Genomic DNA, 24899 nt, shown 5'->3' on the forward strand with positions numbered 1-24899 from the left:
GCGGATCATCCGGAGACTCCCGGCAGAGCGTTGCGCGGCAGGGGCGTGTCGACCGTGGCGGGTGGCGTGGCAGTCACCTTGCCGCCGCCGGGCGTGGTGCCCGTGACGAACGCCGTGTTGTCCACGTGTCCCGCATCCAGGTCGGCCTGCGTCAGCTGGTAGGTCGCCGTCGCCGTGACCTTCTGGCCCGGGGCCAGCGTGCCCGGGGCTCCCGGCCAGGTGTAGGTCAGCGGGGACAGGCCCGGCATCGGGTCGGCGACCGCCACGTTGCTGATGGTCACGTTGCCGATGTTGCTCACGGTGAAGCTGTAGGTGATGACGTCACCCACGGCGGCCGGGGACGAGAGGCGACTAGTGTCGGCCGTCTTGACCAGGTCGAGCTTCGGGTCCGGCGTGAGCGGGGTGTCCGTCCCGGCCGGCGGCGTGGTCACGACTTCGCCCGACGGCGGGGTGCCCGTCGACGTCGCCGTATTGGTCACATGCCCTGCGTCGAGATCCGCTTGCGTCAGCTGGTAGGTCGCCGTCGCCGTGACCTTCTCCTTCGGAGCCAGCGTGCCCGGCGTCCCCGGCCACGAGTACGTCAGGGACGACAGCCCCGGCATCGGGTCGGCGATGGACACGTTCGTCATGGTCACGTTGCCCTCGTTCGTCGCCACGAAGGTGTAGGTGATCGTGTCGCCCACCTTCGCCGGATTCGCGATGGCTCCTGTGCCCGCCGACTTCACCAGGGTGAGGTTGGGGGCCGGCTGGAGCGGAACGTCGGCCGTTGCGCCATCGGTCACGTTCGGGCCGGTCGGCGGGGTGCCGGTCGTGCCGGCGGTGTTCGATACGTGGCCCGCGTCGAGGTCCGCTTGCGTCAGTCGGTACGTCGCGGTCGCGGTGACCGACTCTCCCGGGGCCAGCACGCCGGGCGCACCGGGCCAGGTGTAGCTCAGTGCCGACAGTCCCGGCAGCGGATCGCTGACAGACACGTTGGTCAGCGTCACGTTGCCCGTGTTCGTGGAGATGAAGGTGTATCCCACCGCGTCTCCCGCTCGAGCCGGATTTCCGACCTGAGACGAATCGGCGGTCTTGACCAGGGCGATCGACGCGGCAGTGACGAGCGGAGTGTCCGTCTGCGCCGGTGGCGTCGTCAGGTCCGGTCCCGAGGGCGGCGTGCCCGTCGAGGTCGCCGCGTTGGCCACGTGCCCAGCATCGATGTCGGCCTGCGTCAGCTGGTAGGTCGCCGTCGCCGTGACCTTCTCCCCGGGAGCCAGCGTGCCCGGGGTGCCCGGCCACGTGTACGAGAGGGCCGAGAGACCCGGCAGCGGATCCGTGATGGTGACTCCGGTCATCGTCACATTGCCCGTGTTCGTGGACACGAACGCGTAGGTGATCGTGTCACCCGGTCGAGCCGGTGCCTGAACAGCGGCCGCATCGGCAGACTTGAGGAGGTCGAGGCCCGGAGCTGTGGTCAACGGAACGTCAGCAGAGGCGCCATCGGTCACGTCGGAGCCGTTGGGCGGAGTCCCCTGGGTGGCAGCCGTGTTGGCTACATGCCCGGCGTCGATGTCGGCCTGGGTCAGCTGATAGGTCGCGGTCGCCGTGACCTTCTCTCCCGGCGCCAGCGTGCCCGGGGTGCCCGGCCACGTGAACGTCAGGGCCGACAGACCGGCCAGCGGGTCGGTGATCGTCACCCCGGTCAGCGTCACGTTGCCGGTGTTCGTCGACACGAACGTGTAGGTGATCGTGTCGCCCGGCTGCGACGGCGACTGGATGGCCGAGTCGTCAGCCGTCTTCACCAGGTCGATGCCGGGGACAGCGGGCAGCGGCACGTCGGCCGAGGCCCCGTCGGTCACGTTCGCCCCGGTCGGCGGGGTGCCCACCGTCGCGGCGGTGTTCGCGACATGGCCGGAGTCGATGTCCGCCTGCGTCAGCTGATAGGTCGCCGTCGCCGTGACCTTCTGCCCCGGAGCCAATGTGCCCGGAGCACCCGGCCACGTGAACGTCAGGGACGACAGCCCCGGCAGCGGGTCGGTGATCGTGACGCCGGTGAGCGTGACGTTGCCCGTGTTCGTCGAAACGAAGCTGTAGGTCACCGTGTCACCGGCACGCGCCGGCGACTGGACCGTGGATGCATCCGCGATCTTCACCAGGTCGATGCTGGGCGCCGGCGGCACCGGTACGTCCGCCGTGGAGACATCCGTCGCGTCCGGACCGGTGGGCGGGGTGCCCGTGGTGGTCGCGGTGTTCGAGACATGTCCCGCGTCGACGTCGGCCTGGGTCAGAGCGTAGGTTGCCGTCGCCGTGACCTTCTCCCCCGGCGCCAGTGTGCCCGGAGTACCCGGCCACGTGAACGTCAGGGACGAGAGACCCGGCAGCGGGTCGGTGATCGTCACGCCGGTCAGCGTCACGTTCCCGGTGTTCGTCGACACGAAGGTGTAGCTGACCGTGTCACCGGGCTTGGCGGGCGAACCGAACGCGGACGAATCCGCCGTCTTCACCAGATCGATGGTCGCCGAGGTGGGAAGCGGAACGTCTGCCGATCCACCACCCGTCACCGGGGTGCCCGTCGGCGGGGTACCGACGGTCGTGGCGGTGTTGGCCACGTGTCCCGCGTCGATGTCGGCCTGGGTCAGCTGATAGGTCGCCGTCGCCGTGACCTTCGCCCCCGGCGCCAGCGTGCCCGGAGCACCCGGCCACGTGAACGTCAGGGCCGACAGACCGGCCAGCGGGTCGCTGATCGTCACGCCGGTCAGCGTCACGTTCCCGGTGTTCGTCGAGACGAAGGTGTAGCTGATCGTGTCACCCGGCCGGGCGGGCGTCTGCACCGCCGTCCCGTCCGCAGTCTTGACCAGCTCGATCGCGGGCGCCGCAGCCACGGGGACGTCGACCGAGGAGTCGTCCGTCACAGAGCCGCCGCTGGGAGGAGTGCCCGTCGTCGTCGCCGTGTTCGGAACATGTCCCGCGTCGATGTCGGCCTGCGTCAGAGCGTAGGTCGCCGTAGCGGTGACGGACTGCCCCGGAGCCAGCGTGCCCGGAACGCCCGGCCACGTGTAGGTCAGCGAGGACAGACCCGAGAGCGGATCCGTGATGGTCACTCCCGTGAGAGTGACGTTGCCGGTGTTCGTCGACACGAAGGTGTACGTGATCGTGTCACCCGGCGTCGCCGGCGTACCGATAGCCGAAGCGTCCGCAGTCTTCTGCAGGTCGATGGCGGCTGTCGCGATCAACGGCGTGTCGGTGTTCGACGGAGGAGTCGTCACGTCGGGACCGCTCGGCGGTGTACCCGTCGAGGTCGCGACGTTCGCGACGTGCCCTGCGTCGATGTCCGCCTGAGTGACCTGGTAGGTCGCCGTGGCCGTGACAGCCTGTCCCGGAGCCAACGTTCCGGGAGCGCCGGGCCACGAATAGCTCAGAGCAGAGAGGCCCGGAAGCGGATCGTCGATGGTGACACCGGTCATCGTCACGTTGCCCGTGTTCGTCGACACGAACGTGTACGTGATCGTGTCACCGACGGCAGCCGGAGTCTGAACGCTCGACGAGTCGGCCGACTTGACGATCTCGAGCTGCGGGTCGCCGGGGACGGGGACCGTCACCGTCGAATCGTCCGTCACGTCGCCGCCCGAGGGAGGCGTACCGGTTGTCGCAGCCACGTTGACGACCTGACCGGCGTCGATGTCCGCCTGCGTCAGCTGATAGGTCGCCGTCGCCGTGACCTTCTCTCCGGGTGCCAGCGTGCCCGGGGTGCCTGGCCACGTGTAGGTCAGGGACGACAGACCCGGCAGCGGGTCGGTGATCGTGACGCCTGTGAGCGTGACGTTGCCCGTGTTCGTGGACACGAAGGTGTAGGTGATGGTGTCGCCCACGCCCGCCGGCGACTGCACTGCCGATGCGTCCGCCGTCTTCACCAGTTCGATCGCGCCGGCGGCTACCAGAGGTGTATCCGTGTTGGCGGGCGGTGTGGTGACGTCCGGACCGGTCGGCGGAGTACCCGTCGAGGTCGCCGCATTCGCCACGTGACCGGAGTCGATGTCCGCCTGCGTCAGCGCGTAGGTCGCGGTCGCGGTCACCGACTGCCCGGGCTCCAGCGTGCCCGGAGTTCCCGGCCACGTGTACGTCAGGGAGGACAGACCCGGCAGCGGGTCGGCGATCGTGACGCCCGTGAGCGTGACGTTGCCCGTGTTCGTGGACACGAAGGTGTACGTGATCACGTCACCCACCGCGGTCGGAGACTGCACTGCGGTCGCATCCGCGGACTTCACCAGAGAGAGCTCCGGGTCAACCGTCAGCGGGGTGTCCGTGTCGGACGGAGGCGTCGTCACGTCCGGGCCACTCGGCGGGGTACCCGTCGAGGTCGCGGAGTTCGCGACGTGGCCGGCGTTGATGTCCGCCTGCGTCAGCTGATACGTCGCGGTCGCGGTGACCGACTGTCCCGGCTGCAGCGTGCCCGGGGTGCCCGGCCACGTGTACGTCAGGGACGACAGGCCTGGGAGCGGATCCACGATCGCGACACCGGTGAGCGTGACGTTGCCCGTGTTCGTCGACACGAACGTGTAGGTGATCGTGTCACCCACCGCCGCAGGCGACTGCACAGCCGAGGCGTCCGCGGACTTCACCAAGGTGAGGTCCGGACCCGCCGTCAGCGGGGTGTCCGTGTCGGACGGAGGCGTCGTGACATCCGGGCCACTCGGCGGGGTACCCGTCGAGGTCGCGGCGTTCGCCACATGTCCGGCGTCGATGTCGGCCTGCGTGAGCGCGTAGGTCGCCGTCGCAGTGACGGACTGACCCGGCTCCAGCGTGCCCGGCGTACCCGGCCACGTGAACGACAGTGCCGAGAGGCCTGCCAGGGGGTCGTCGATTGTCACACCGGTCATCGTCACGTTGCCCGTGTTCGTGGACACGAACGTGTAGGTGATCGTGTCACCCACCGCAGCCGGCGACTGCACGGCAGAGGCGTCGGCGGACTTGACGAGATCCAGAGAAGGCGTAACCGTCAGCGGTGTGTCCGTGGACGACGGCGGGGTGGTGACGTCGGGGCCCGACGGCGGAGTGCCCGTCGAGGTCGCCGCGTTCGCCACGTGGCTCGCGTTGATGTCCGCCTGCGTCAGCTGGTAGGTCGCCGTCGCCGTGACCTTCTCGCCCGGAGCGAGCGTCCCCGGAGCACCCGGCCACGTGTACGTCAGCGACGACAGACCCGGCAGCGGGTCGGCGATCGAGACGTTCGTCATCGTGACGTTGCCCGTGTTCGTCGAGACGAACGTGTAAGTGATCGTGTCACCCACCGAGGCCGGCGACTGCACAGCGGAGGCATCGGCGGACTTCACCAGCGACAGGGCGGGATTGGAGACCAGCGGTGTGTCCGTGTCCGACGGAGGCGTGGTGACGTCCGGACCGGTCGGCGGTGTACCCGTCGAGGTGGCGGAGTTCGCGACGTGCCCTGCGTCGATGTCGGCCTGCGTCAGCGCGTAGGTTGCGGTGGCCGTGACGGACTGTCCCGGAGCGAGCGTGCCCGGAGTGCCCGGCCACGTGTACGTCAGCGACGACAGCCCAGGCAGCGGATCGACGATCGAGACGTTTGCCATCGTCACGTTGCCCGTGTTCGTCGACACGAACGTGTAGGTGATCGCGTCACCGACAGCCGCGGGCGACTGGACGGCGGACGCGTCCGCCGACTTCACCAGCGCGAGCTCCGGACCCGCCGTCAGAGGCGTGTCGGTGTCCGACGGAGGCGTCGTGACATCCGGGCCATTCGGCGGAGTACCCGTCGAGGTCGCGGCGTTCGCGATGTGGCCGGCGTTGATGTCCGCCTGCGTCAGGGCGTACGTAGCTGTCGCCGTGACCGACTGACCCGGCTCCAGCGTGCCCGGGGTTCCCGGCCACGTGTACGTCAGGGACGACAGACCGGGAAGCGGGTCGGCGATCGAGACGTTCGTCATGGTCACGTTGCCCGTGTTGGTCGACACGAACGTGTACGTGATCGTGTCACCCACAGCCGCGGGCGACTGCACCGTGCCGGCATCGGCGGACTTCACGAGCGTGAGCTCGGGACCGGCCACCAGCGGGGTGTCGGTGTCCGACGGAGGCGTCGTGACGTCCGGACCGGTCGGCGGGGTGCCTGTGGACGTCGCCGCGTTCGCGACGTGACCGGCGTTGATGTCCGCCTGCGTCAGGGCGTAGGTCGCCGTCGCGGTGACGGACTGACCCGGCTCCAGCGTGCCCGGAGTACCCGGCCATGTGTAGGTCAAACTCGACAGACCGGGCAGCGGATCCGCAATGGCGACGCCGGTCATCGTGACGTTGCCCGTGTTCGTCGACACGAACGTGTAGGTGATCGTGTCACCAACTGCTGCCGGCGACTGCACCGCGGTGGCGTCGGCAGACTTCACCAGTGTGAGCTCCGGACCGGCCACCAGCGGGGTGTCCGTGTCCGACGGAGGCGTCGTGACATCCGGACCGGTCGGCGGGGTGCCCGTCGAGGTCGCCGCGTTCGCGACATGACCGGCGTTGATGTCCGCCTGCGTCAGCGCATAGGTCGCCGTCGCCGTGACCGACTGGCCCGGCTCCAGCGTGCCCTGGGCGCCCGGCCACGTGTAGGTCAAGCTCGACAGACCCGGAAGCGGATCCGTGATGGTGACACCGGTCACCGTCACGTTGCCCGTGTTCGTCGAGACGAACGTGTAGGTGATCGTGTCACCAACGGCGGCCGGCGACTGTACGGCCGATGCGTCCGCGGACTTCACGAGCGTGAGCTCCGGACCGGCGGTCAACGGGGTGTCGGTGTCGGACGGAGGCGTCGTGACATCCGGGCCACTCGGCGGGGTGCCCGTCGAGGTCGCCGAGTTCGCCACATGACCGGCGTTGATGTCGGTCTGAGTCAGTTGATAGGTGGCGGTCGCCGTCACGGACTGTCCCGGCTCCAGTGTGCCCGGGGCGCCCGGCCACGTGTAGGACAGGGCGGAGAGACCCGGCAGCGGGTCCGTGATCGAGACATTCGTCATCGTCACGTTGCCCGTGTTCGTGGACACGAACGTGTAGGTGATCGAGTCACCCACAGCCGCAGGCGACTGTACGGCGGACGCGTCCGCGGACTTGACCAGGGTCAGCTCCGGACCCGCCGTCAGAGGCGTGTCCGTGCCCGACGGAGGCGTCGTGACATCCGGGCCACTCGGCGGGGTACCCGTCGAGGTCGCGGCGTTCGCGACGTGCCCTGCGTCGATGTCCGCCTGCGTGAGGGCGTAGGTCGCCGTCGCCGAGACGTTCTCGCCTGGCTGCAGTGTGCCCGGCGTACCCGGCCACGTGTAGGTCAGGGCGGAGAGGCCCGGGAGCGGGTCGACGATCGTGACGCCGGTCATCGTGAGATTGCCCGTGTTCGTCGACACGAACGTGTACGTGATGGTGTCACCCACCGCAGCAGGCGACTGCACCGCGGTGGCGTCCGCGGACTTCACCAGGGTCAGTTCCGGATCTGCCGACAGCGGCGTGTCCGTATCGGACGGAGGCGTCGTGACGTCCGGACCGGTCGGCGGAGTACCCGTCGAGGTCGCCGCATTCGCAACGTGACCGGCATTGACGTCGGCCTGCGTGAGCGCGTAGGTCGCGGTCGCGGTGACGGACTGACCCGGCTCCAGCGTGCCCGGAGTCCCCGGCCACGTGTAGTTGAGGGCGGAGAGGCCCGGCAGCGGGTCGACGATCGTCACCCCGGTCATGGTCACGTTGCCCGTGTTGGTCGACACGAAGGTGTATGTGATCGTGTCACCGACTGCGGCAGGGGACTGCACAGCAGAGGCATCGGCCGACTTCACCAGAGTGAGTTCCGGCGTTGCTGTCAGCGGCGTGTCCGTGTCAGCAGGTGGGGTCGTGACGTCCGGGCCTGTCGGCGGAGTACCCGTCGACAGGGCCGAGTTCGCGACGTGGCCGGCGTTGATGTCGGCCTGCGTCAGCTGGTAGGTCGCGGTCGCGGTGACGGACTGACCCGGCTCCAGCGTTCCCGGAGTTCCCGGCCACGTGTAGCTCAGGGCGGAGAGACCCGGCAGAGGATCCGCGATCGTGACGCCGGTCATCGTGACATTGCCCGTGTTGGTCGACACGAAGGTGTACGTGATCGTGTCACCCACCGCGGCCGGCGACTGTACGGCCGATGCGTCCGCGGACTTCACCAGCGACAGGGCTGGCGTCGAGACGAGCGGAGTGTCCGTGTCGGCCGGCGGGGTCGTAACGTCCGGACCGGTCGGCGGAGTACCCGTCGACAGGGCCGAGTTGGCCACGTGACCCGCGTTGATGTCCGCCTGCGTCAGCGCGTAGGTCGCCGTCGCGGTAACGGACTCTCCCGGAGCGAGCGTGCCTGGAGCACCCGGCCAGGTGTAGGTCAGCGACGACAGACCCGGGAGCGGATCCGTGATCGTGACGCCCGTCAGGGTCGTGTTTCCGGTGTTGGTCGACACGAAGGTATAGGTGACGGTGTCACCGACGGCAGCCGGAGACTGCACAGCCGACGCGTCGGCCGTCTTGACGAGATCCAGCGACGGTGTTGCCGTCAGAGGCGTGTCGGTGGTCGACGGAGGCGTTGTGACGTCCGGACCGGTCGGCGGAGTACCCGTCGAGGTCGCGGCGTTCGCCACGTGGCCCGCATTGATGTCCGCCTGCGTCAGCTGATACGTCGCCGTCGCGGTCACGGACTGGCCCGGCTCCAGCGTTCCCGGAGCACCCGGCCAGGTATACGACAGGGCGGAAAGGCCTGGCAGCGGGTCCGTGATGGTCACGCCGGTCATCGTCACGTTGCCCGTGTTCTTCGACACGAACGTGTACGTGATCGTGTCACCAACGGCAGCCGGAGACTGCACAGTCGTCGCATCGGCGGACTTGGTCAGCGAGAGTTCCGGCGCTGCCGTCAGCGGGGTGTCCGTCGTGGACGGCGGCGTCGTGACGTCCGGACCGGCCGGCGGGGTACCCGTCGAGGTCGCCGCGTTCGCCACGTGGCCGGCGTTGATGTCCGCCTGCGTCAGCTGGTATGTCGCGGTCGCGGTGACCTTCTCGCCCGGAGCGAGCGTGCCGGGGGCGCCCGGCCACGTGTACGTCAGAGGCGACAGACCCGGCAGCGGGTCAGCGATCGAGACGTTCGTCATCGTCACGTTGCCCGTGTTCGTCGACACGAAGGTGTATGTGATCGTGTCACCCACCGCGGCCGGAGACTGCACTGCGGTCGCGTCTGCGGACTTCACCAACGTCAGTTCCGGACCGGCGGTCAGCGGGGTGTCGGTGTCCGACGGGGGCGTCGTGACGTCCGGGCCGCTCGGCGGAGTACCCGTCGACGTTGCGGCGTTCGCCACATGTCCGGCGTCGATGTCCGCCTGCGTCAGTGCGTAGGTCGCCGTCGCCGTGACCGACTGGCCCGGCTCCAGGGTGCCCGGGGTTCCCGGCCACGTGTACGACAGGGCGGAGAGACCCGGCAGCGGGTCTGCAATAGTGACACCGGTCATCGTGACGTTGCCCGTGTTGGTCGAGACGAACGTGTAGGTGATCGAGTCACCGACGACCGCGGGCGACTGTACGGCCGACGCGTCCGCGGACTTCACCAGAGTGAGCTCCGGGTCGGCGGGCACCGGGACGGTCACCGTCGAGTCGTCGGTCACGTCGCCCCCGCTGGGCGGCGTACCCGTGGCGGTCGCCGTGTTGACGACCTGGCCCGCGTCGATGTCGGCCTGCGTCAGCGCGTACGTTGCGGTCGCGGTGACCTTCTCGCCGGGCTGCAGCGTGCCCGGGGCGCCCGGCCAGGTGTAGCTCAGGGACGACAGACCCGGGAGCGGATCGACGATCGTCACACCGGTCAGCGTGGTGTTGCCCGTGTTGGTGGAGACGAACGAGTAGGTGACCACGTCGCCCGGCTCGGCCGGCGACTGGATGGCAGAGGCGTCCGACGTCTTCACCAGGTCGATCGCCGCGGACGGGATCAGCGGGGTGTCCGTTGTCGACGGAGGCGTGGTGACGTCCGGGCCACTCGGCGGGGTACCCGTCGAGGTCGCAGCGTTCGCGACGTGACCGGCGTTGATGTCCGCCTGCGTCAGGGCGTACGTCGCGGTCGCGGTGACGGACTGGCCCGGCTCCAGCGTTCCCGGAGTGCCCGGCCACGTGTAGCTCAGGCTCGACAGACCCGGCAGCGGGTCAGCGATCGACACATTCGTCATGGTCACGTTGCCCGTGTTCGTCGACACGAACGTGTACGTGATCGTGTTACCAACGGCGGCCGGCGACTGCACAGCCGATGCGTCCGCGGACTTCACGAGCGTGAGCTCCGGACCGGCGGTCAGCGGGGTATCGGTGGTCGACGGCGGCGTGGTGACGTCCGGACCCGTGGGCGGAGTGCCCGTGGAGGTCGCTGCATTTGCCACATGACCCGCGTCGATGTCCGCCTGCGTCAGAGCGTAGGTCGCGGTCGCGGTCACGGACTGACCCGGCTCCAGCGTGCCCGGGGCTCCCGGCCACGTGTAGCTCAGGCTCGACAGACCTGGCAGCGGGTCAGCGATCGAGACGTTCGTCATTGTCACGTTGCCCGTGTTCGTGGACACGAACGTGTACGTGATCGTGTCACCCACCGCAGCCGGAGACTGCACCGCGGTTGCATCGGCGGACTTCACCAAGGTGAGCTCCGGCGTCGCGGTCAAGGGCGTGTCCGTGTCAGCAGGCGGAGTGGTCACGTCCGGACCGGTCGGCGGAGTACCCGTCGAGGTCGCGGCGTTCGCCACATGACCGGCGTTGATGTCGGCCTGGGTCAGCTGATACGTCGCCGTCGCCGTGACCTTCTCGCCCGGAGCGAGCGTCCCCGGAGCACCCGGCCACGTATACGTCAGGGGCGACAGACCCGGGAGCGGGTCGGCGATCGAGACATTCGTCATCGTCACGTTGCCCGTGTTGGTGGACACGAACGTGTAGGTGATCGTGTCGCCAACTGCTGCAGGCGACTGCACGGCAGAGGCGTCGGCGGACTTCACCAACGTGAGTTCCGGGCCGGCGGTCAGCGGGGTGTCCGTGTCCGACGGAGGCGTCGTGACATCCGGACCGGTCGGCGGGGTACCCGTCGAGGTCGCCGCGTTCGCCACGTGACCGGCGTTGATGTCCGCCTGGGTCAGCGCATAGGTCGCCGTCGCCGTGACCGACTGGCCCGGCTCCAGCGTGCCCCGGGTTCCCGGCCAGGTGTACGACAGGGAGGACAGGCCCGGGAGCGGGTCCGTGATCGAGACGTTCGTCATCGTCACGTTGCCGGTGTTGGTGGACACGAACGTGTACGTGATCGTGTCGCCCACCACGGCCGGGGACTGCACCGCGGCGGCGTCCGCGGACTTCACCACAGTGAGCTCCGGGTCGGCGGGCACAGGGACGGTCACCGTCGAGTCGTCCGTCACTGTGCCACCTGCTGGCGGCGTACCCGTGGTTGTCGCCGTGTTGACGACCTGGCCCGCGTCGATGTCCGCCTGGGTCAGCGCGTACGTCGCCGTCGCGGTCACCGACTGGCCGGGATCGAGGGACCCCGGGACGCCGGGCCACGTGAACGTGAGCGCCGAGAGACCGGGCAGCGGGTCGACGATGGTGACGCCGCTGAGGGTCGTGTTACCGGTGTTGGTCGAGACGAACGTGTAAGTGACCACGTCGCCCGGCTTGGCCGGCGACTGGATCGCGGACGCGTCGGAGGTCTTCACCAGGTCGATCGCCGCGGACGGGATCAGCGGGGTGTCCGTGGTCGACGGAGGTGTTGTCACGTCCGGACCGTTCGGCGGGGTACCCGTCGAGGTCGCAGCGTTCGCGACGTGGCCGGCGTTGATGTCGGCCTGCGTGAGGGCGTACGTCGCGGTGGCGGAGACCGCCTGACCCGGCTCGAGCGTGCCCGCGGCGCCCGGCCACGAGTACGTGAGCGCGGAGAGACCCGGAAGCGGGTCGGTGATCGTCACGCCGGTCATCGTCACGTTGCCCGCGTTGGTGGCGACGAAGGTGTACGTGATCGTGTCACCGACGGCGGCGGGCGACTGCACGCCGGACGCGTCAGCGAACTTGGCCAGCGACAGGGCGGGGTCGGCCGGGACGGGAACCGTCACCGTCGAGTCATCCGTCACGTCGCCGCCCGTCGGAGGTGTGCCCACCGTCGTGGCCGTGTTGACCACCTGGCCCGCGTTGAGGTCGGACTGGACGAGCACGTAGGTGGCCGTCGCCGTGACCTTCTCGCCCGGCTGCAGCGTGCCGGGAGTACCTGGCCAGGTGTAGGTCAACGCCGAGAGGCCCGGCAGGGGGTCGGTGATCGTGACGCCGGTCAGGGTCGTGTTGCCCGTGTTGGTGGACACGAACGAGTAGGTGATCGTGTTTCCCGCCTTCGCCGGCGACTGGATCGCGGACGTGTCTGCGGTCTTCACCAGCTCGATCGCAGCAGACGACACAAGGGGCGTGTCCACGTCGGACGGAGGAGTCGTGATCGGCGGGCCCGACGGCGGTGTGCCGGTCGAGGTCGCCGCGTTCGCCACGTGGCCGGCGTTGATGTCCGCCTGCGTGAGCGCGTACGTCGCGGTCGCGGTCACCGACTGGCCCGGCTGGAGCGTGCCCGGAGTACCCGGCCACGTGTAGCTCAGGGTGGAGAGACCCGGGAGCGGGTCGGCGATGGTGACACCGGTCATCGTCACGTTGCCCGTGTTGGTGGACACGAACGTGTAGGTGATCGTGTCACCCACAGCCGCAGGGGACTGCACCGCGGTGGCGTCGGCGGACTTCACGAGCGTGAGCTCCGGACCGGCGGTCAGCGGGGTGTCGGTGTCCGACGGAGGAGTCGTGACATCCGGACCCGTGGGCGGAGTACCCGTGGACGTCGCGGCATTCGCGACGTGACCCACGTTGATGTCGGTCTGCGTCAGAGCGTACGTCGCGGTCGCCGTGACCTTTTCGCCGGGCTGCAGCGTGCCCGGCGTACCCGGCCACGTGTAACTCAGGCTCGACAGGCCCGGCAGCGGATCAGCGATGGTGACACCGGTGAGCGTGGTGTTGCCCGTGTTGGTGGACACGAACGTGTACGTGATCGTGTCGCCCACAGCCGCAGGCGACTGCACCGCGGTGGCGTCGGCGGACTTCACGAGCGTCAGACCCGGCGAGGACGTCAGCGGCACGTCAACGGACGCGACGTCGGTGACGTTCGAACCGGACGGCGGGGTTCCGACCGTGGTTGCGGTGTTCGGGACGTGTCCCGCATTGACGTCGGCCTGCGTGAGCGCGTAGGTCGCCGTCGCGGTAACGGATTGTCCCGGAGCCAGCGTTCCTGCGGCACCCGGCCAGGTGTACGTCAGAGACGACAGGCCCGGCAGCGGATCAACGATGGTGACACCGGTGAGCGTCGTGTTTCCCGTGTTGGTCGACACGAAGGTGTACGTGATGGTGTCACCCACGGCGGCGGGCGACTGCACGCCGGTCGTGTTCGCCGACTTGACGAGGTCGATCGCCGGACCGGTGGTCAGCGGGGTGTCGGTGTCGGCCGGCGGCGTGGTCACCGCCGGACCAGAAGGAGGCGTGCCCGTGGACGTCGCCGCGTTGGCCACGTGACCGGCGTCGATGTCGGCCTGGGTGAGCGCGTATGTGGCTGTCGCGGTGACCTTCTCACCGGGCGCAAGCGTGCCCGGAGTACCCGGCCACGTGTACGACAGGGCGGACAGGCCGGGGAGCGGGTCCGTGATGGTGACACCGGTCATCGTCACGTTGCCCGTGTTCGTCGACACGAACGTGTACGTGATCGTGTTGCCCACAGCCGCCGGCGACTGCACAGCGGTCGAGTCCGCCGTCTTGACCAGCGAGAGCTCCGGCCCGAGGGCGATCGGGGTGTCCGTGCTCGCGGGGGGCGTCGTCACCGCGGGTCCGGTCGGCGGCGTGCCGGTGGAGGTCGCGACGTTCAGAACGTGGCCCGCATCGATGTCGGCCTGCGTCAGGTGGTAGCTCGCCGTCGCCGTGACCTTCTCGCCCGGCGCCAGCGTGCCCGCGGTACCCGGCCACGTGTAGGACAGGGCGGAGAGGCCCGGCAGGGGATCCGTGATCGTGACGCCGGTCATCGTGACATTGCCGGTATTGGTGGACACGAACGTATAGATGATCGTGTCGCCCACCTTCGCCGGCGACTGGATGGCCGCCGCGTCCGCCGACTTGGTGAGAGTCAGCGCCGGCGTCGAGGTCAGCGGCGTGTCGGTGTCCGACGGCGGCGTGACCACTGGGGGACCGACCGGCGGTGTGCCGGTCGATGTGGCGGAGTTCGCCACGTGCCCGGCATCGATGTCGGCCTGGGTGAGGCGGTACGTCGCGGTGGCGGAGACCACCTGGCCCGGCTGAAGCGTTCCCGGAGTGCCCGGCCACGTGTAGGTGAGTGCCGAAAGCCCCGGGAGGGTGTCCGTGATGCTGACGCCGGTCATCGTCACGTTGCCGGTGTTGGTCGTGGCGAACGTGTACGTGATCGTGTCGCCCACCTCGGCCGGCGACGAGACCGCGGAGGAATCGGCCGTCTTCGTGGTGGTCATGGCGGGACCGGCGGTGACCGGGACCTGCGCCGTCGCCGTGTCGGTGACGTTGCCACCGGTCGGCGGTGTGCCGACGGTGCTGGCGGTGTTGTCCACGCGACCGGCATTGATGTCGGCTTGCGTGAGCTGGTACGTCGCCGTCGCCGTGACGGATTGGCCCGGTTGCAGGACACCGGGGGCGCCCGGCCAGGTGTACGTCAGCGCGGACAGACCCGTCAGCGGGTCGCTGATGCTGACGTTGGTGAGGGTGGTGTTCCCCGTGTTCTTGGAGACGAACGTGTAGGTGACGGTGTCGCCGACCTTCGCCGGAGACGTCACGGCGGAGGCGTCGGCGGTCTTCGTCAGATCGATCGCGGCACCGGCCGTGACCGGCACGTTTGCGGTCGACTGGTCGGTCACCGCGGGTCCGCTCGGCGGCGTGCCCGTGGTGCTCGCGGTGTTGTCGACCTTGCCTGCGTTGATGTCCGCCTGGGTGAGCTGGTACGTCGCGGTCGCGGTGACCTGCTGACCCGGATCGAGGGTGCCCGGGGTTCCCGGCCAGGTGAACGTCAGTGGCGACAGGCCGGGCAGCGGGTCCGTGATGGTGACGCCGGTCAGCGTCGTGTTGCCCGTGTTCGTCGAGACGAAGGTGTACGTGATGGTGTCACCGACGACGGCGGGCGACTGCACAGCCGTCGCGTTCGCGGTCTTGACGAGGTCGATGCTCGGCGACGGGCCCAGAGGGGTATCGGTATCGGCCGGCGGAGTGACCAGCGGCGGTCCGTTGGGCGGAGTGCCAGACGAGGTGGCCGAGTTCGCCACATGGCCGGCGTTGATGTCGGCCTGCGTCAGCACGTACTGCGCCGTCGCGATCACATCCTGCCCGGGCAGAAGAATCCCCGGGGTCCCCGGCCAGGTGTAGTTCAGCGGGGACAGACCCACCAATGGGTCGGTGATCGACACCGAGTTCAGGGTGGTGTTGCCGGTGTTCGTCGCCTTGAAGACGTACGTGATCGTGTCGCCGACTCGGGCGGGGTTCGTCACACCCGCGGTGTTCGCCGTCTTGGACAGCACGAGTCGGGGGTCCTGCACTCCGGGGATGTCGACGTTCGCCTCGGGGGAGACGGCATCGGGTCCGGTGGGCGGCGTGCCCGAGGCCCTCGCCTCGTTGAAGACGTGACCCGCGTCGATGTCGGCCTGCGTCAGCACATACGTGGCCGTACAGGTCAGCTGACCGCCCGGCTGGAGCTGCGGTGTGGGTGGGCAGGAGAGCGGCGAGAGGGTCCCGGATCCCGTGAACTGGGTCTCCGTGATCTTCGGATTCGTCAGTGTGACGTTGCCGGTGTTGGTGGCCACGAACGTGTAGGTGATCGTGCGGCCCAGGGTGAAGCTCGCCGCGTCGTCCGGCGTCGCGGACTTCACGAGGCTGATGGCGGCGTCGGCCGTCAGCGGCGTGTCCGTCGCCGCCGGAGGCGTGTTGACGGGCGGTCCCGAGGGCGGGGTTCCGGTCGCCGTCGCCGCGTTGGCGATGTGGCCGGCGTTGATGTCGGCGGTGGTCAGACGGTACGTCGCGGTGGCGGTGAGCTGCTGGCCCGGCGTCAGGGTGCCCGGAGTTCCGGGCCACGTGTAGGTCAGGGTCGAGAGGCCCGGCAGGGGGTCGGCGATGCTGACGTTCGTCAGCGTCACGTTGCCCGCGTTACGCGCCGTGAAGGTGTAGGTGATGACGTCGCCAGCGGAAGCCGGGCTGGCGACACCGGTGATGTCGGCCGACTTGGTCAGCGAGAGCTGCGGACCGACGTTGAGGGGGGTGTCCGTCGTCGCGGGTGGCGGAACCACCGCGGGGCCCGTGGGCGGGGTGCCCGTGGTCGTGGCCTGGTTGGCGACGTGGCCGGCGTTGATGTCCGCCTGGGTGACCGCGTAGATGGCGGCGGCGGTGACCTGCTGGCCCGGGAGAAGCGTGCCCGGGGTGCCCGGCCAGGTGTACTGGATCTGCGCCAGACCCGGCAGAGCGTCGGCGATCGAGACGTTCGTCAGGGTCACGTTGCCGGTGTTGCTCGCCGTGAAGTGATAGGTGATCTGGTCGCCGACCTGGGTCGGGCTGTTGATCTGGGCGTTGTCCGCGGTCTTCACCAGCGTCATGTCCGGGTTGGCCAGCAGCGGGGTGTCCGTCACCGAGGGCGGCGGGGTCACATCCGGACCCGACGGCGGCGTGCCGTGGGTGGTGGCGGAGTTCGCGACGTGGCCGGCGTTGATGTCGGCCTGCGTGAGCCGGTAGTCGGCGGTCGCTGTGACCTGCTGACCCGGCAACAGGGTGCCGGGCGTGCCCGGCCACGTGTAGACCAACGGAGTGAGGCCCGCCAGCGCGTCGGTGATCGTCACGCCAGTGAGCGTGACGTTGCCCGTGTTCGTCGCCGTGAAGTGGTACGTGACGATGTCGCCCGGGACGGCCGGGGTCTGGACCGCGGCGGAGTCGGCGGTCTTCGCCAGGGTCATGTTCGGGCCCGCGGTGAGGGGGACCGGAACGGAACGCGGCGGAGTCGTCACGTTCTGGCCGCTGGGCGGCGTACCGGTGGCCGTGGCCTGGTTCACGACCTGGCCGGCGTTGATGTCGGCCTGCGTGAGCTGGTAGGTCGCAGTGGCCGTGACGGTTTGGCCGGGCGTGAGCGTGCCGGGGGTTCCGGGCCAGGTGTAAGAGATAGCCGACAGACCCGGGAGGGCGTCGTTGATCGTGACCCCCGTCAGCGTCACGTTGCCGGTGTTGGTCGACGTAAAGTTGTAGGTGATCGTGTCGCCGACCTTGGCCGGGTTCTGCACCGCGGAGGAGTTCGCGGCCTTGACCAGGTTCAGGCCCGGATTGACGATCAACGGCGTGTCCGTCGCCGCGGGAGGCGGAGTGATCGTCGCCCCGCCCGGCGTCTTGCCGGACGTCGTGGCCTGGTTGTTGACGTGTCCCGCGTCGAGGTCGGCCTGCGTCAAGCGGTACGTGGCGGTCGCGGTGACCACTTGGCCCGGGGCAAGCGTTCCTGCGGCTCCGGGCCACGTGTAGGTGAGCGCGGACAGACCGGGGAGCGGGTCGGTGATCGTGACACCGGTCATCGTCACGTTTCCGGTGTTGGTGGAGGTGAACGTGTAGGTGATCACATCACCGACCGCGGCCGGCACCTTGACCTGGGTGGAGTTGGCCGACTTGGTCAGGGACAGGCCCGGACCCTGCGTTAGCGGGGTGTCGGTGGTGGCGGGCGGCGGGGTCACCGGAGGACCGGTCGGCGGGGTGCCGGAGGTCGTCGCCGAGTTGGCCACGTGGCCGACGTTGATGTCGGCCTGCGTCAGGACGTACTGCGCCTGAGCGGCCACCTGCTGACCCGGCTGAAGCACTCCGGCCGTGCCCGGCCAGCTGTAGACCAGGTTCGACAGGCCCGGCAGTGGGTCGGTGATCGTCACGCCGGTCAGCGTGGTGTTTCCCGTGTTCTTCGACGTGAACGTGTAGGTGACGACGTCGCCGACCTTGGCTGGGTTCGAGACTCCGGCCGAACTGGCGGACTTGGTGAAGGTCATGTCCGGGCCCTGCGTCAGGGGGACCTGGGCGTTCGCGGGAGTGGATGTGACCGACGGGCCGCTCGGGATGTTGCCCGAAGCGGTAGCCGTGTTCGGCACCAGGCCGTTGTTGATGTCGGCCTGGGTCAGCTGGTACGTCGCCGTGGCTGTCACCGACTCGCCCACAGACAGCGTGCCGGGGAAGGCCGGCCGCGGCCAGGTGTAGGTCAGCGCGGAAAGCCCCGGGTGCGGGTCAGTGATGACCACACCGGTCAAGCTGGTGGCGCCCTCGTTCTTGGCCACGAAGGTGTAGGTGATGGTGTCGCCTACCTTGGCCGGAGAGGAGACACCGGCGGGATTCGCCGACTTGGTCAGCGAGATGTCTCCGACCGCGACCCCAGCGGTACAGTTCTGGTTCGCGTTGCCTGCCGCACAGTTGCTCCCCACCGTCGGAGAGATCACCGTGTTGACCAGAGAATCGTCGCCCGTGGCGGGGTTGTTCACCGTCATCGAGTACGTGATCGTTGCGGTGTCCCCTGGTGCAAGCGCACCGGACCAGGCAAGATTCGGCGTCGTGTAGGCGACGGCGCCCTGTGACGCTGTCTGATCGCCGTTGTACACGGCATCCTGAAGCGCATCGGTCAGGTCATCCGTAAAGGAAGCACTGTTGTAGGCCTGGGTTCCTGTGTTCTTCACCGTGATGGTGTAAACGATCTTGTCGCCGGGTTTCACCCTCGTCTTGTCGACACTCTTTTGGATCGCCAGGGAACACTGTGACGGGTCGGCCTGGACCGTGAAGCGGGTCGGGCCGGAGGAGTTGCCGCCGGGGGCGTCGCTGCCGGCCGGGGAGGTGGTGACCGCGTTGGCGGTGTTCGAGAGAGTCACCGGAGCTGCCGCGTCACAGGAGACCGGCGGAGCGGTGGTCTGGAAGCAGAGCTGGGGAGCGTCGCCGGACCAGTTGAGCTTGATCTGCCCGTTCACGACGCCGGACGGGTCGTTGACGCCGTCGACCGTGACAGAGGCCGTGATCGAGGTGACCGTGGTGGGGATGGTCGCGAGATTGAGCGTGCCTCCCGCCGCCAGGGTCACGTTGTTGAAGCCGCTGATGATGTTGTTGTTCTGGTCACGCAAGGTGACCGACGAGTTGGTGTAGGTGCCCGCCACCATGCCTGGCAGGGTGAGCGAGGTCCAGCCGCGGAAGCTCGATGTTCCCGTGCCGCAGTAATAGGCGGGCGGGTTGACCGTGATGGAGCTCGGCCCGGTGACCCCGACGCACCCGCCGCCGGTGATCGCGTTGAAGAACGTGATCTGACCGGAGTCGCCGGTCGCGACGAGACAGTTCGGGGCGACGTCATAGGCCGTGCGCGTCGTGTAGTTGATCCGGTTCTGCGGCTGAGTGAAGCTCGCACACGCGGGAACGGCGCCCGTGCCGCTCCAGAGGGAGAAGTCGCGACACGTGACGTTGTTGGTTGCCGCGACATACACCTTGGTCCCGAGTGGGAACCCCTCACCCATGAGGAACGTGAAATTCGCCCCCGTGCCGGTGTACGGGTTGGCCCTGGAATTGCCGCTGAGGTCCCAGCACGCGGAGCTGCCGCTATTGGCCGTGCTGGCCATGGCGCAGACACCCTGCTGAGCGCCGGTCGTCGTCAGGATCGGCGCGTACACGACGGCGCCCGCAGTCGCGAGGCCCGGTGCCACGACGGGCCAGCTGCCGCCACACACCCCCAACGTCGCGATGTTGAAGCAGTAGGTGCGGTTGGACGTGCCGGCGACCGGAGAAATCGGCGCAGTGACGTAGACAGAATTGCCGAAGACTGCGGTCGTGAGGTTGATGTTGCTGACGGCAACGGCGTTGGGCAGCAGGACGCTGTTCTGCAGAGTTCCGGTCGGCGTGATCTGAAGGAGGCGAACACCGCTCGCCGTCATGACGGACGCGTACGTGAACCCGTTGTAGAAGAGCCCAGTGCCAGCGATCATGGCGCCGATTGTCCCGTTGATGTCCGGTGCCGTGAACAGACCCCGGAATCCACAGCTCGTCGGGGTCGTCGTGGACAGATCGAGACAGGCCACGCCCACCTGGCCCGTCGAGCTACCGGGCGTGCCGGTGCCCGCGTACCAGTACATCTTGTTCGCGTTGATCCACATGCCGTTCTGGCTGGCGGAGAACCCGACGAAGTCGGTGCCCGTACCGATCGGCTGCCCGACCGTTGAGGACCAGTACTGGTTGTTCGCGTTCGTGGGCCAGCCGGGGCAGGTCGTGCCGTCAGTCTTGGCGCAATAGACGATCGGCCCGTTGCGGTGGTGATACACGTTGTACGTCAGGCCGTTGCGCGAGAGCGTCATGTAGGCGTCACCGGACGCCGTCGTCAGGATGTTCGAGGTCGGGCTCGGGAACTTGGCCGACACCTGGGCAGTGCCCTGCGGCACGACCGTTCCGGTGTAGCCGAGACCGTTGGCGTTGGACGGGGGCGTGCCGTTCGTCCAGGTGACGCCGCCGTTCGTCGAGTACTGGGGCGTGATCGCGCCCTCGGCGTTCTGGTTGGGCGGGAGCTGCAGCGACCCGGGGATGTATGCTCCCGAGGTCGTGATCACGTCTTTGAGGTTGACGGATCCGTTCTCACCCGTGTTGTTCTGGTAGCTGACGACCCACTTGAGGCTGTCGCCCGGCTTCGCCGTGCCGGTCGCCGCGCCGCCGGGGGCGTCGGAGGAGCGCGCCACGGAGCCGTTCGTCGTGTTGGTCGCCGTCTTGAAGATGGTCGAGACGGCGGTGGTCGCCGCGTTGGAGTAGTACTGCGGGAGGATCAGGGTGCCGACGAGCGCGCCCACGGCGACGCACGCCGCGACGAACATGCCGAGGCTCCAGCGGCGAGCCAGCTTGGCCCGGCGGGAACGGCTTCGGATTTGACGCGTCATGGTCAGCACTCCCCCACTCGCGCCCAGTCGCTGCACAGGGGGGACCAGCCGACCAGGGGTCGGTCGGTGAGCACGTGTGTCGTCACGAGTGAGCGCTTCAAAATGTTCCTCAACGTTCAGCGATCGCAGCGCCTCCGACGAGTCGGAGAAGCGCCGCTTTCACGAGCGAATGCGTTCGGGGACCAGGTGTCCTCACTTATGAGGACGATGGTTCCGGTGTTCTATTACGCGACGACGGCCAGGTTTTTATTACCGAACTATCACCACGTCCGGAACGGACCCGAAAGACACCTGTCGAAGAAAAACGCCTGATCAGGCAAAAGAAACACCCCAAGGACAGCACGCGGGAAGGGAGGCGCCGGCGGGTTCGCGGGCACCCGAAGCCAGGCGAACCCACCGGTCTTCATCTCGGGGCGGCGGATGGGAGACGCCGACGCGGGAGATGGCCCCGGACCGATCACAGCAGGCGGGCGCCCACAAAGAAAGACAGCTGACGCAAAAAGGCCGCACCGCCGCACGACAAGGTGCGACGGCGCGGCCGTCAGGACGTGGTGACCCGGCTTACAGGCGGCGCCAGTCGTCCGAGGTCAGGTGCGACCCGGCCTGCGGGCCCATCTGCAGCATCCCGCCGTCGACCGCCCACGATGCGCCGGTGACGTACGAGGCCGCCGGCGAGGCGAGGAACGCGATGACCGCGGCGATCTCGCGCGCGTCCCCCGGACGCCCGAGCGGGATGCCGGGGCGGTGGACCTCGCGCGGGTCCTCGTCCTCCGCGTCATTCATCGGCGTCGAGATCTCGCCGGGCGCGACGGCGTTCGCGGTGATGCCGTACTCGCCGAGCTCCAGCGCGAGGGTCTTCAGGAGGCCGCCGAGCCCGTGCTTGGCGGCGTCGTACGCGGCGGATCCGACGCGCGGCTGGTGCTCGTGGACGCTGGTGACGCCGATGATGCGGCCGCCGCGTCCCGCATCCACCATCCGCCGGGCCATGCGCTGGATGCAGACGAACGCGCCGTCGAGGTCGGCGCAGACGGTCTTGCGCCAAGTCTCCCAGTCGGTCTCGAAGAAGGCGGTGCCGCCGTTGAGGCCGGCGTTGTTGACGAAGACGTCGCAGCCGCCGAGCTCGTCGGCCATGCGGTCGACGACGTCGCCGCAGGCGGGAGCGTCAGTGGTGTCGAGCTGGGCGACGACGGCACGGCGGCCGGTCGCGCGGACGAGGCGCGCGGTCTCCTCCGCGCCCTCCTCGTCCGAGTGCCAGGTGATGCCGACGTCCATGCCGGCCTGGGCGAGGGCGACCGCGGTCGCTCGGCCGATGCCGGAGTCGGAGCCGGTGACGATGGCGGTGCGCGGGTCGGTGAGTTCCGGATACGAGTGATCAGCCATGCCCGGAACGGTGCACCCCATGCCGGGCGTGCGCAAGGGGTGGTAGTCGTGGAGCCATGACGATCTCTGCTGTGCTCTTCGACGTCGACGGGACCCTGGTCGACTCCAACTTCCTGCACGTCGACGCGTGGAGCCGCGCGTTCGCCGACATGGGGACGCCCGTCGACTCGTGGCGCATCCACCGGGCCATCGGGCAGGACTCCGCCCGGCTCCTGGAAGGGCTGGTCGGTGACCGCGATGACGACTGGGTCACGCGGGCGAAGGATCTGCACTCGCGGTACTACCGCGAGCAGGCCGGGCGGCTTCGGGCGTTCGAGCACGCGGGCGACCTGCTGCGTGAGCTGTCGTCCCGCGGGATCCGGGTGGTGCTCGCGACCTCCGCACCGACGGATGAGCTGGAACTGCTGATGGATGCGCTGGATGCGGAGGACGCCATCCACGCGACGACGAACGCCGACGATGTGGCGACGGCCAAGCCCGAGCCCGGGATCATCGAGGTCGCACTGGAACGGGCGGGATCCGCGCCGTCCGACGCGCTCTTCATCGGCGACTCGACGTGGGACATGATGGCCGCGGCGCGTGCGCACGTCCGCGCTGCGGGCGTGCTGTCCGGCGGGGTGGGGCCCTCCGAGCTGCTCGAAGCCGGAGCGGTGTCGGTGTTCGACGACCCGGCCGACCTGCTCGACCGCATCGACGGCGTTCTCAGCGGCCGACGGTCGGCCTGAAAGCCGCTGGGCCTGCGGCGAGCGCGCGCTCCGCAGCGGCCGCTCGCGACATCCCTCTTGCCAAGCGCGGGCGCTGGGCGTTCGATAGGTGCCGACGAGTCCGACGAGAGGAGTCGCCATGTCGGCGAGCGAGCTCGAGATGTCCAGCGTGCGGTACCCGTACCGGGGCCGCATCTTCCACGTGGAGAAGAAGACGGCGGGGGTGTGGGTCGTCCTCGACGAATCGCACGCCGAACTGGGGACCCTGGTCCGCGTCGCCGTCGAAGGGGAGGAGCACGAGCCGGTGTTCGGCGCCGTGCCCCCGGGCTACACGGAGACGCTGCACGAAGGATCCGACTGGAAGATGCTCGTCGCATCCCTCATCAACGAGTCGCTGGACGCGGAGACGGCCGCGACAGGCAACCAGGGAGAGGCATGACGGTACGTCTCAACAAGAAAGCGCTGGAGCACGCCAGGAAGCTGGTCGAGCAGGGCAAGGTCGTGCACGACGAGCGCGACGACTGGAGCGAACACGCCCCCAGCGCCGACGAGGAGAACCGCTACATCGAGAAGAACGGCTGGGACGACTACGCGCTCTGGCACCTCGGCGAGGATCCGGACAAGAGCGAAGAGACCAAGGGGCGCTTCAGCTTCCCGTACGGCGACTTCACGAAGGTGCACCGCTGCGCGGTGATCTCGCTGGAGAGCCGCGCCGCACAGAACGACCACGACGACATCGCCCGCGAGACCAAGCGCCTGCTCGAGCTGATCGACGGGGAGTAGCCGCCCGACGGGCTACGATTGCCCGGATGAACGCGACGCTGCGCACGACACTCGGCTGGGTCTCCGCCGTGACGCTCAACGTCGGCGCGCTGCTCTTCGTCGTCGGCCTGCTGCTGCCCCGGACCGGCGGGGACGCGCCGGTGCTCGGCGTGGGCGTGGGGATGTGCGTGGTCGGGCTCCTCGCGGGCGCCTGCTGGCTGGCCGGGCGGCCGCACGTCTGAGTCTTGCCGCTGCATGCTGACAGCCGCACCCGGACAGCGAGCAGCCCCGCCCTGGGATGAAGAGGGCGGGGCCGGTCGGGTACCGGCGTCGAGCCGGTGGCTGGATGCTGCGGATCAGTCCGGCGGCTCGACGTGCCCCACGAGGTCCGGATTGGACGGCTGGTCGGCCGGATCGAAGTCGGCGGGCGGTGGCTCGGCCTGGTCGGTGCCGCTGTCGGCGGCCGTCACATCCTCAGCCCCCTCCGGTGCGACTCCCGTCTCGTGCGGTTCGGAGACGTCTCCGGACTGGCCGGGCTCCGTCTCGGCGGGCTCGGCGGCCTGGGCGTCGCGGTCGGCGTCAGCGCCGGCGCCGGTGTCCGATCCGGCCTCCTCCGCGCCCGCGACATCCTGATCCGAGGTGTCGACGGCGTCCTGGCCCTGCTCGAAGCGTTCGGGCTTGTCCTCGGCCGGAACGCCCTCGGCGTCCGTGTTCGGCAGTCCGCTGGTGTCGCTCATGCTTCGCTCCTTCCCGGGCGCCTCACGGCTTGCCCTCTTCGCTGTACGAGGTGGCGGAGGTCCCGTCATCCGGTTCGGCGCGGGCGTCGTCGAGATCCGGGATGACCTCCTGGATCACGTCCTTGTCCGCGGAGGGCTCGGCGGCACCGCCGTCGTCGCCCTCGAGATCGCCGGCCAGCCCGTTGGTGGGGTCGTGGCCGGTGATCGGCTCCTGTGCATCGCGCGAATCGGTCATGGGCCCCACGAAACGCCGCACCCCCGCCGCCCGCAAGGGGGCTTACCCGCGCCCGCCTCCCGGCGTACCGTGCATCCCCGCGCCCGCGGCCTCCTCGCCAACAGCTCCGGAGTTTTTTGGCGTTTCGCGGTCGAAAAGGGCGAAA

The 24899-nt window shown here is 68.9% G+C and carries 8 protein-coding genes; 4 read left to right on the forward strand and 4 right to left on the reverse strand.

Annotated features, from left to right (window positions below):
- Positions 1-5: 5 nt before the first annotated feature.
- Together ABIC47_RS06095 and ABIC47_RS06100 are read right to left on the reverse strand one after the other, a co-directional pair.
- On the reverse strand, positions 6-20936 hold the full coding sequence (locus tag ABIC47_RS06095; RefSeq protein WP_354478331.1) for a CLIPPER-2 domain-containing protein: 20931 nt from the start codon (positions 20934-20936) through the stop codon (positions 6-8).
- Between the two features lie 561 nt (positions 20937-21497).
- Entirely contained in the window at positions 21498-22316 is an 819-nt protein-coding gene (locus tag ABIC47_RS06100; RefSeq protein WP_354478333.1) for an SDR family oxidoreductase, read from the reverse strand.
- A 56-nt stretch (positions 22317-22372) separates the two neighbouring features.
- Between ABIC47_RS06100 and ABIC47_RS06105 the strand changes: the two genes are divergently transcribed.
- The 4 genes from ABIC47_RS06105 (at position 22373) to ABIC47_RS06120 (ending at position 24024) form a co-directional block, all read left to right on the forward strand.
- Positions 22373-23041 (forward strand): HAD family hydrolase, encoded by a 669-nt coding sequence (locus ABIC47_RS06105; protein ID WP_089879213.1) that lies wholly within the window; start codon positions 22373-22375, stop codon positions 23039-23041.
- Positions 23042-23159: 118 nt separating this feature from the next.
- Entirely contained in the window at positions 23160-23459 is a 300-nt protein-coding gene (locus tag ABIC47_RS06110) for a hypothetical protein (protein ID WP_018188929.1), read from the forward strand.
- Positions 23456-23803, forward strand: coding sequence for a hypothetical protein (locus ABIC47_RS06115; protein WP_020076260.1), 348 nt, complete (start codon positions 23456-23458; stop codon positions 23801-23803). Before ABIC47_RS06110 ends, ABIC47_RS06115 begins: the two co-directional genes overlap by 4 nt.
- 26 nt (positions 23804-23829) lie before the next feature.
- Positions 23830-24024, forward strand: a complete 195-nt coding sequence (locus ABIC47_RS06120) for a hypothetical protein (protein WP_020076259.1) — start codon at positions 23830-23832, stop codon at positions 24022-24024.
- Between the two features lie 114 nt (positions 24025-24138).
- Here ABIC47_RS06120 and ABIC47_RS06125 read toward each other — a convergent pair whose 3' ends face one another.
- Both ABIC47_RS06125 and ABIC47_RS06130 read right to left on the reverse strand, forming a co-directional pair.
- A complete protein-coding gene (locus ABIC47_RS06125) occupies positions 24139-24519 on the reverse strand; it encodes a hypothetical protein (RefSeq protein WP_354478337.1) in 381 nt (126 codons plus the stop codon).
- 22 nt (positions 24520-24541) lie between these two features.
- Positions 24542-24754: a hypothetical protein gene (locus ABIC47_RS06130; RefSeq protein WP_354478340.1), complete on the reverse strand. Its 213-nt coding sequence runs from the start codon at positions 24752-24754 to the stop codon at positions 24542-24544.
- Positions 24755-24899 lie beyond the last annotated feature (145 nt).

The sequence above is a fragment of the Leifsonia sp. 563 genome (assembly GCF_040545055.1).
Classification (GTDB): domain Bacteria; phylum Actinomycetota; class Actinomycetes; order Actinomycetales; family Microbacteriaceae; genus Leifsonia.

Bases quoted from the DNA above. Each gene is read 5' to 3' on its own strand.
- ABIC47_RS06095 (WP_354478331.1), bottom strand. From the start codon at position 20,936: ATGACGCGTCAAATCCGAAGCCGTTCCCGCCGGGCCAAGCTGGCTCGC.
- ABIC47_RS06100 (WP_354478333.1), bottom strand. From the start codon at position 22,316: ATGGCTGATCACTCGTATCCGGAACTCACCGACCCGCGCACCGCCATC.
- ABIC47_RS06105 (WP_089879213.1), top strand. From the start codon at position 22,373: ATGACGATCTCTGCTGTGCTCTTCGACGTCGACGGGACCCTGGTCGAC.
- ABIC47_RS06110 (WP_018188929.1), top strand. From the start codon at position 23,160: ATGTCGGCGAGCGAGCTCGAGATGTCCAGCGTGCGGTACCCGTACCGG.
- ABIC47_RS06115 (WP_020076260.1), top strand. From the start codon at position 23,456: ATGACGGTACGTCTCAACAAGAAAGCGCTGGAGCACGCCAGGAAGCTG.
- ABIC47_RS06120 (WP_020076259.1), top strand. From the start codon at position 23,830: ATGAACGCGACGCTGCGCACGACACTCGGCTGGGTCTCCGCCGTGACG.
- ABIC47_RS06125 (WP_354478337.1), bottom strand. From the start codon at position 24,519: ATGAGCGACACCAGCGGACTGCCGAACACGGACGCCGAGGGCGTTCCG.
- ABIC47_RS06130 (WP_354478340.1), bottom strand. From the start codon at position 24,754: ATGACCGATTCGCGCGATGCACAGGAGCCGATCACCGGCCACGACCCC.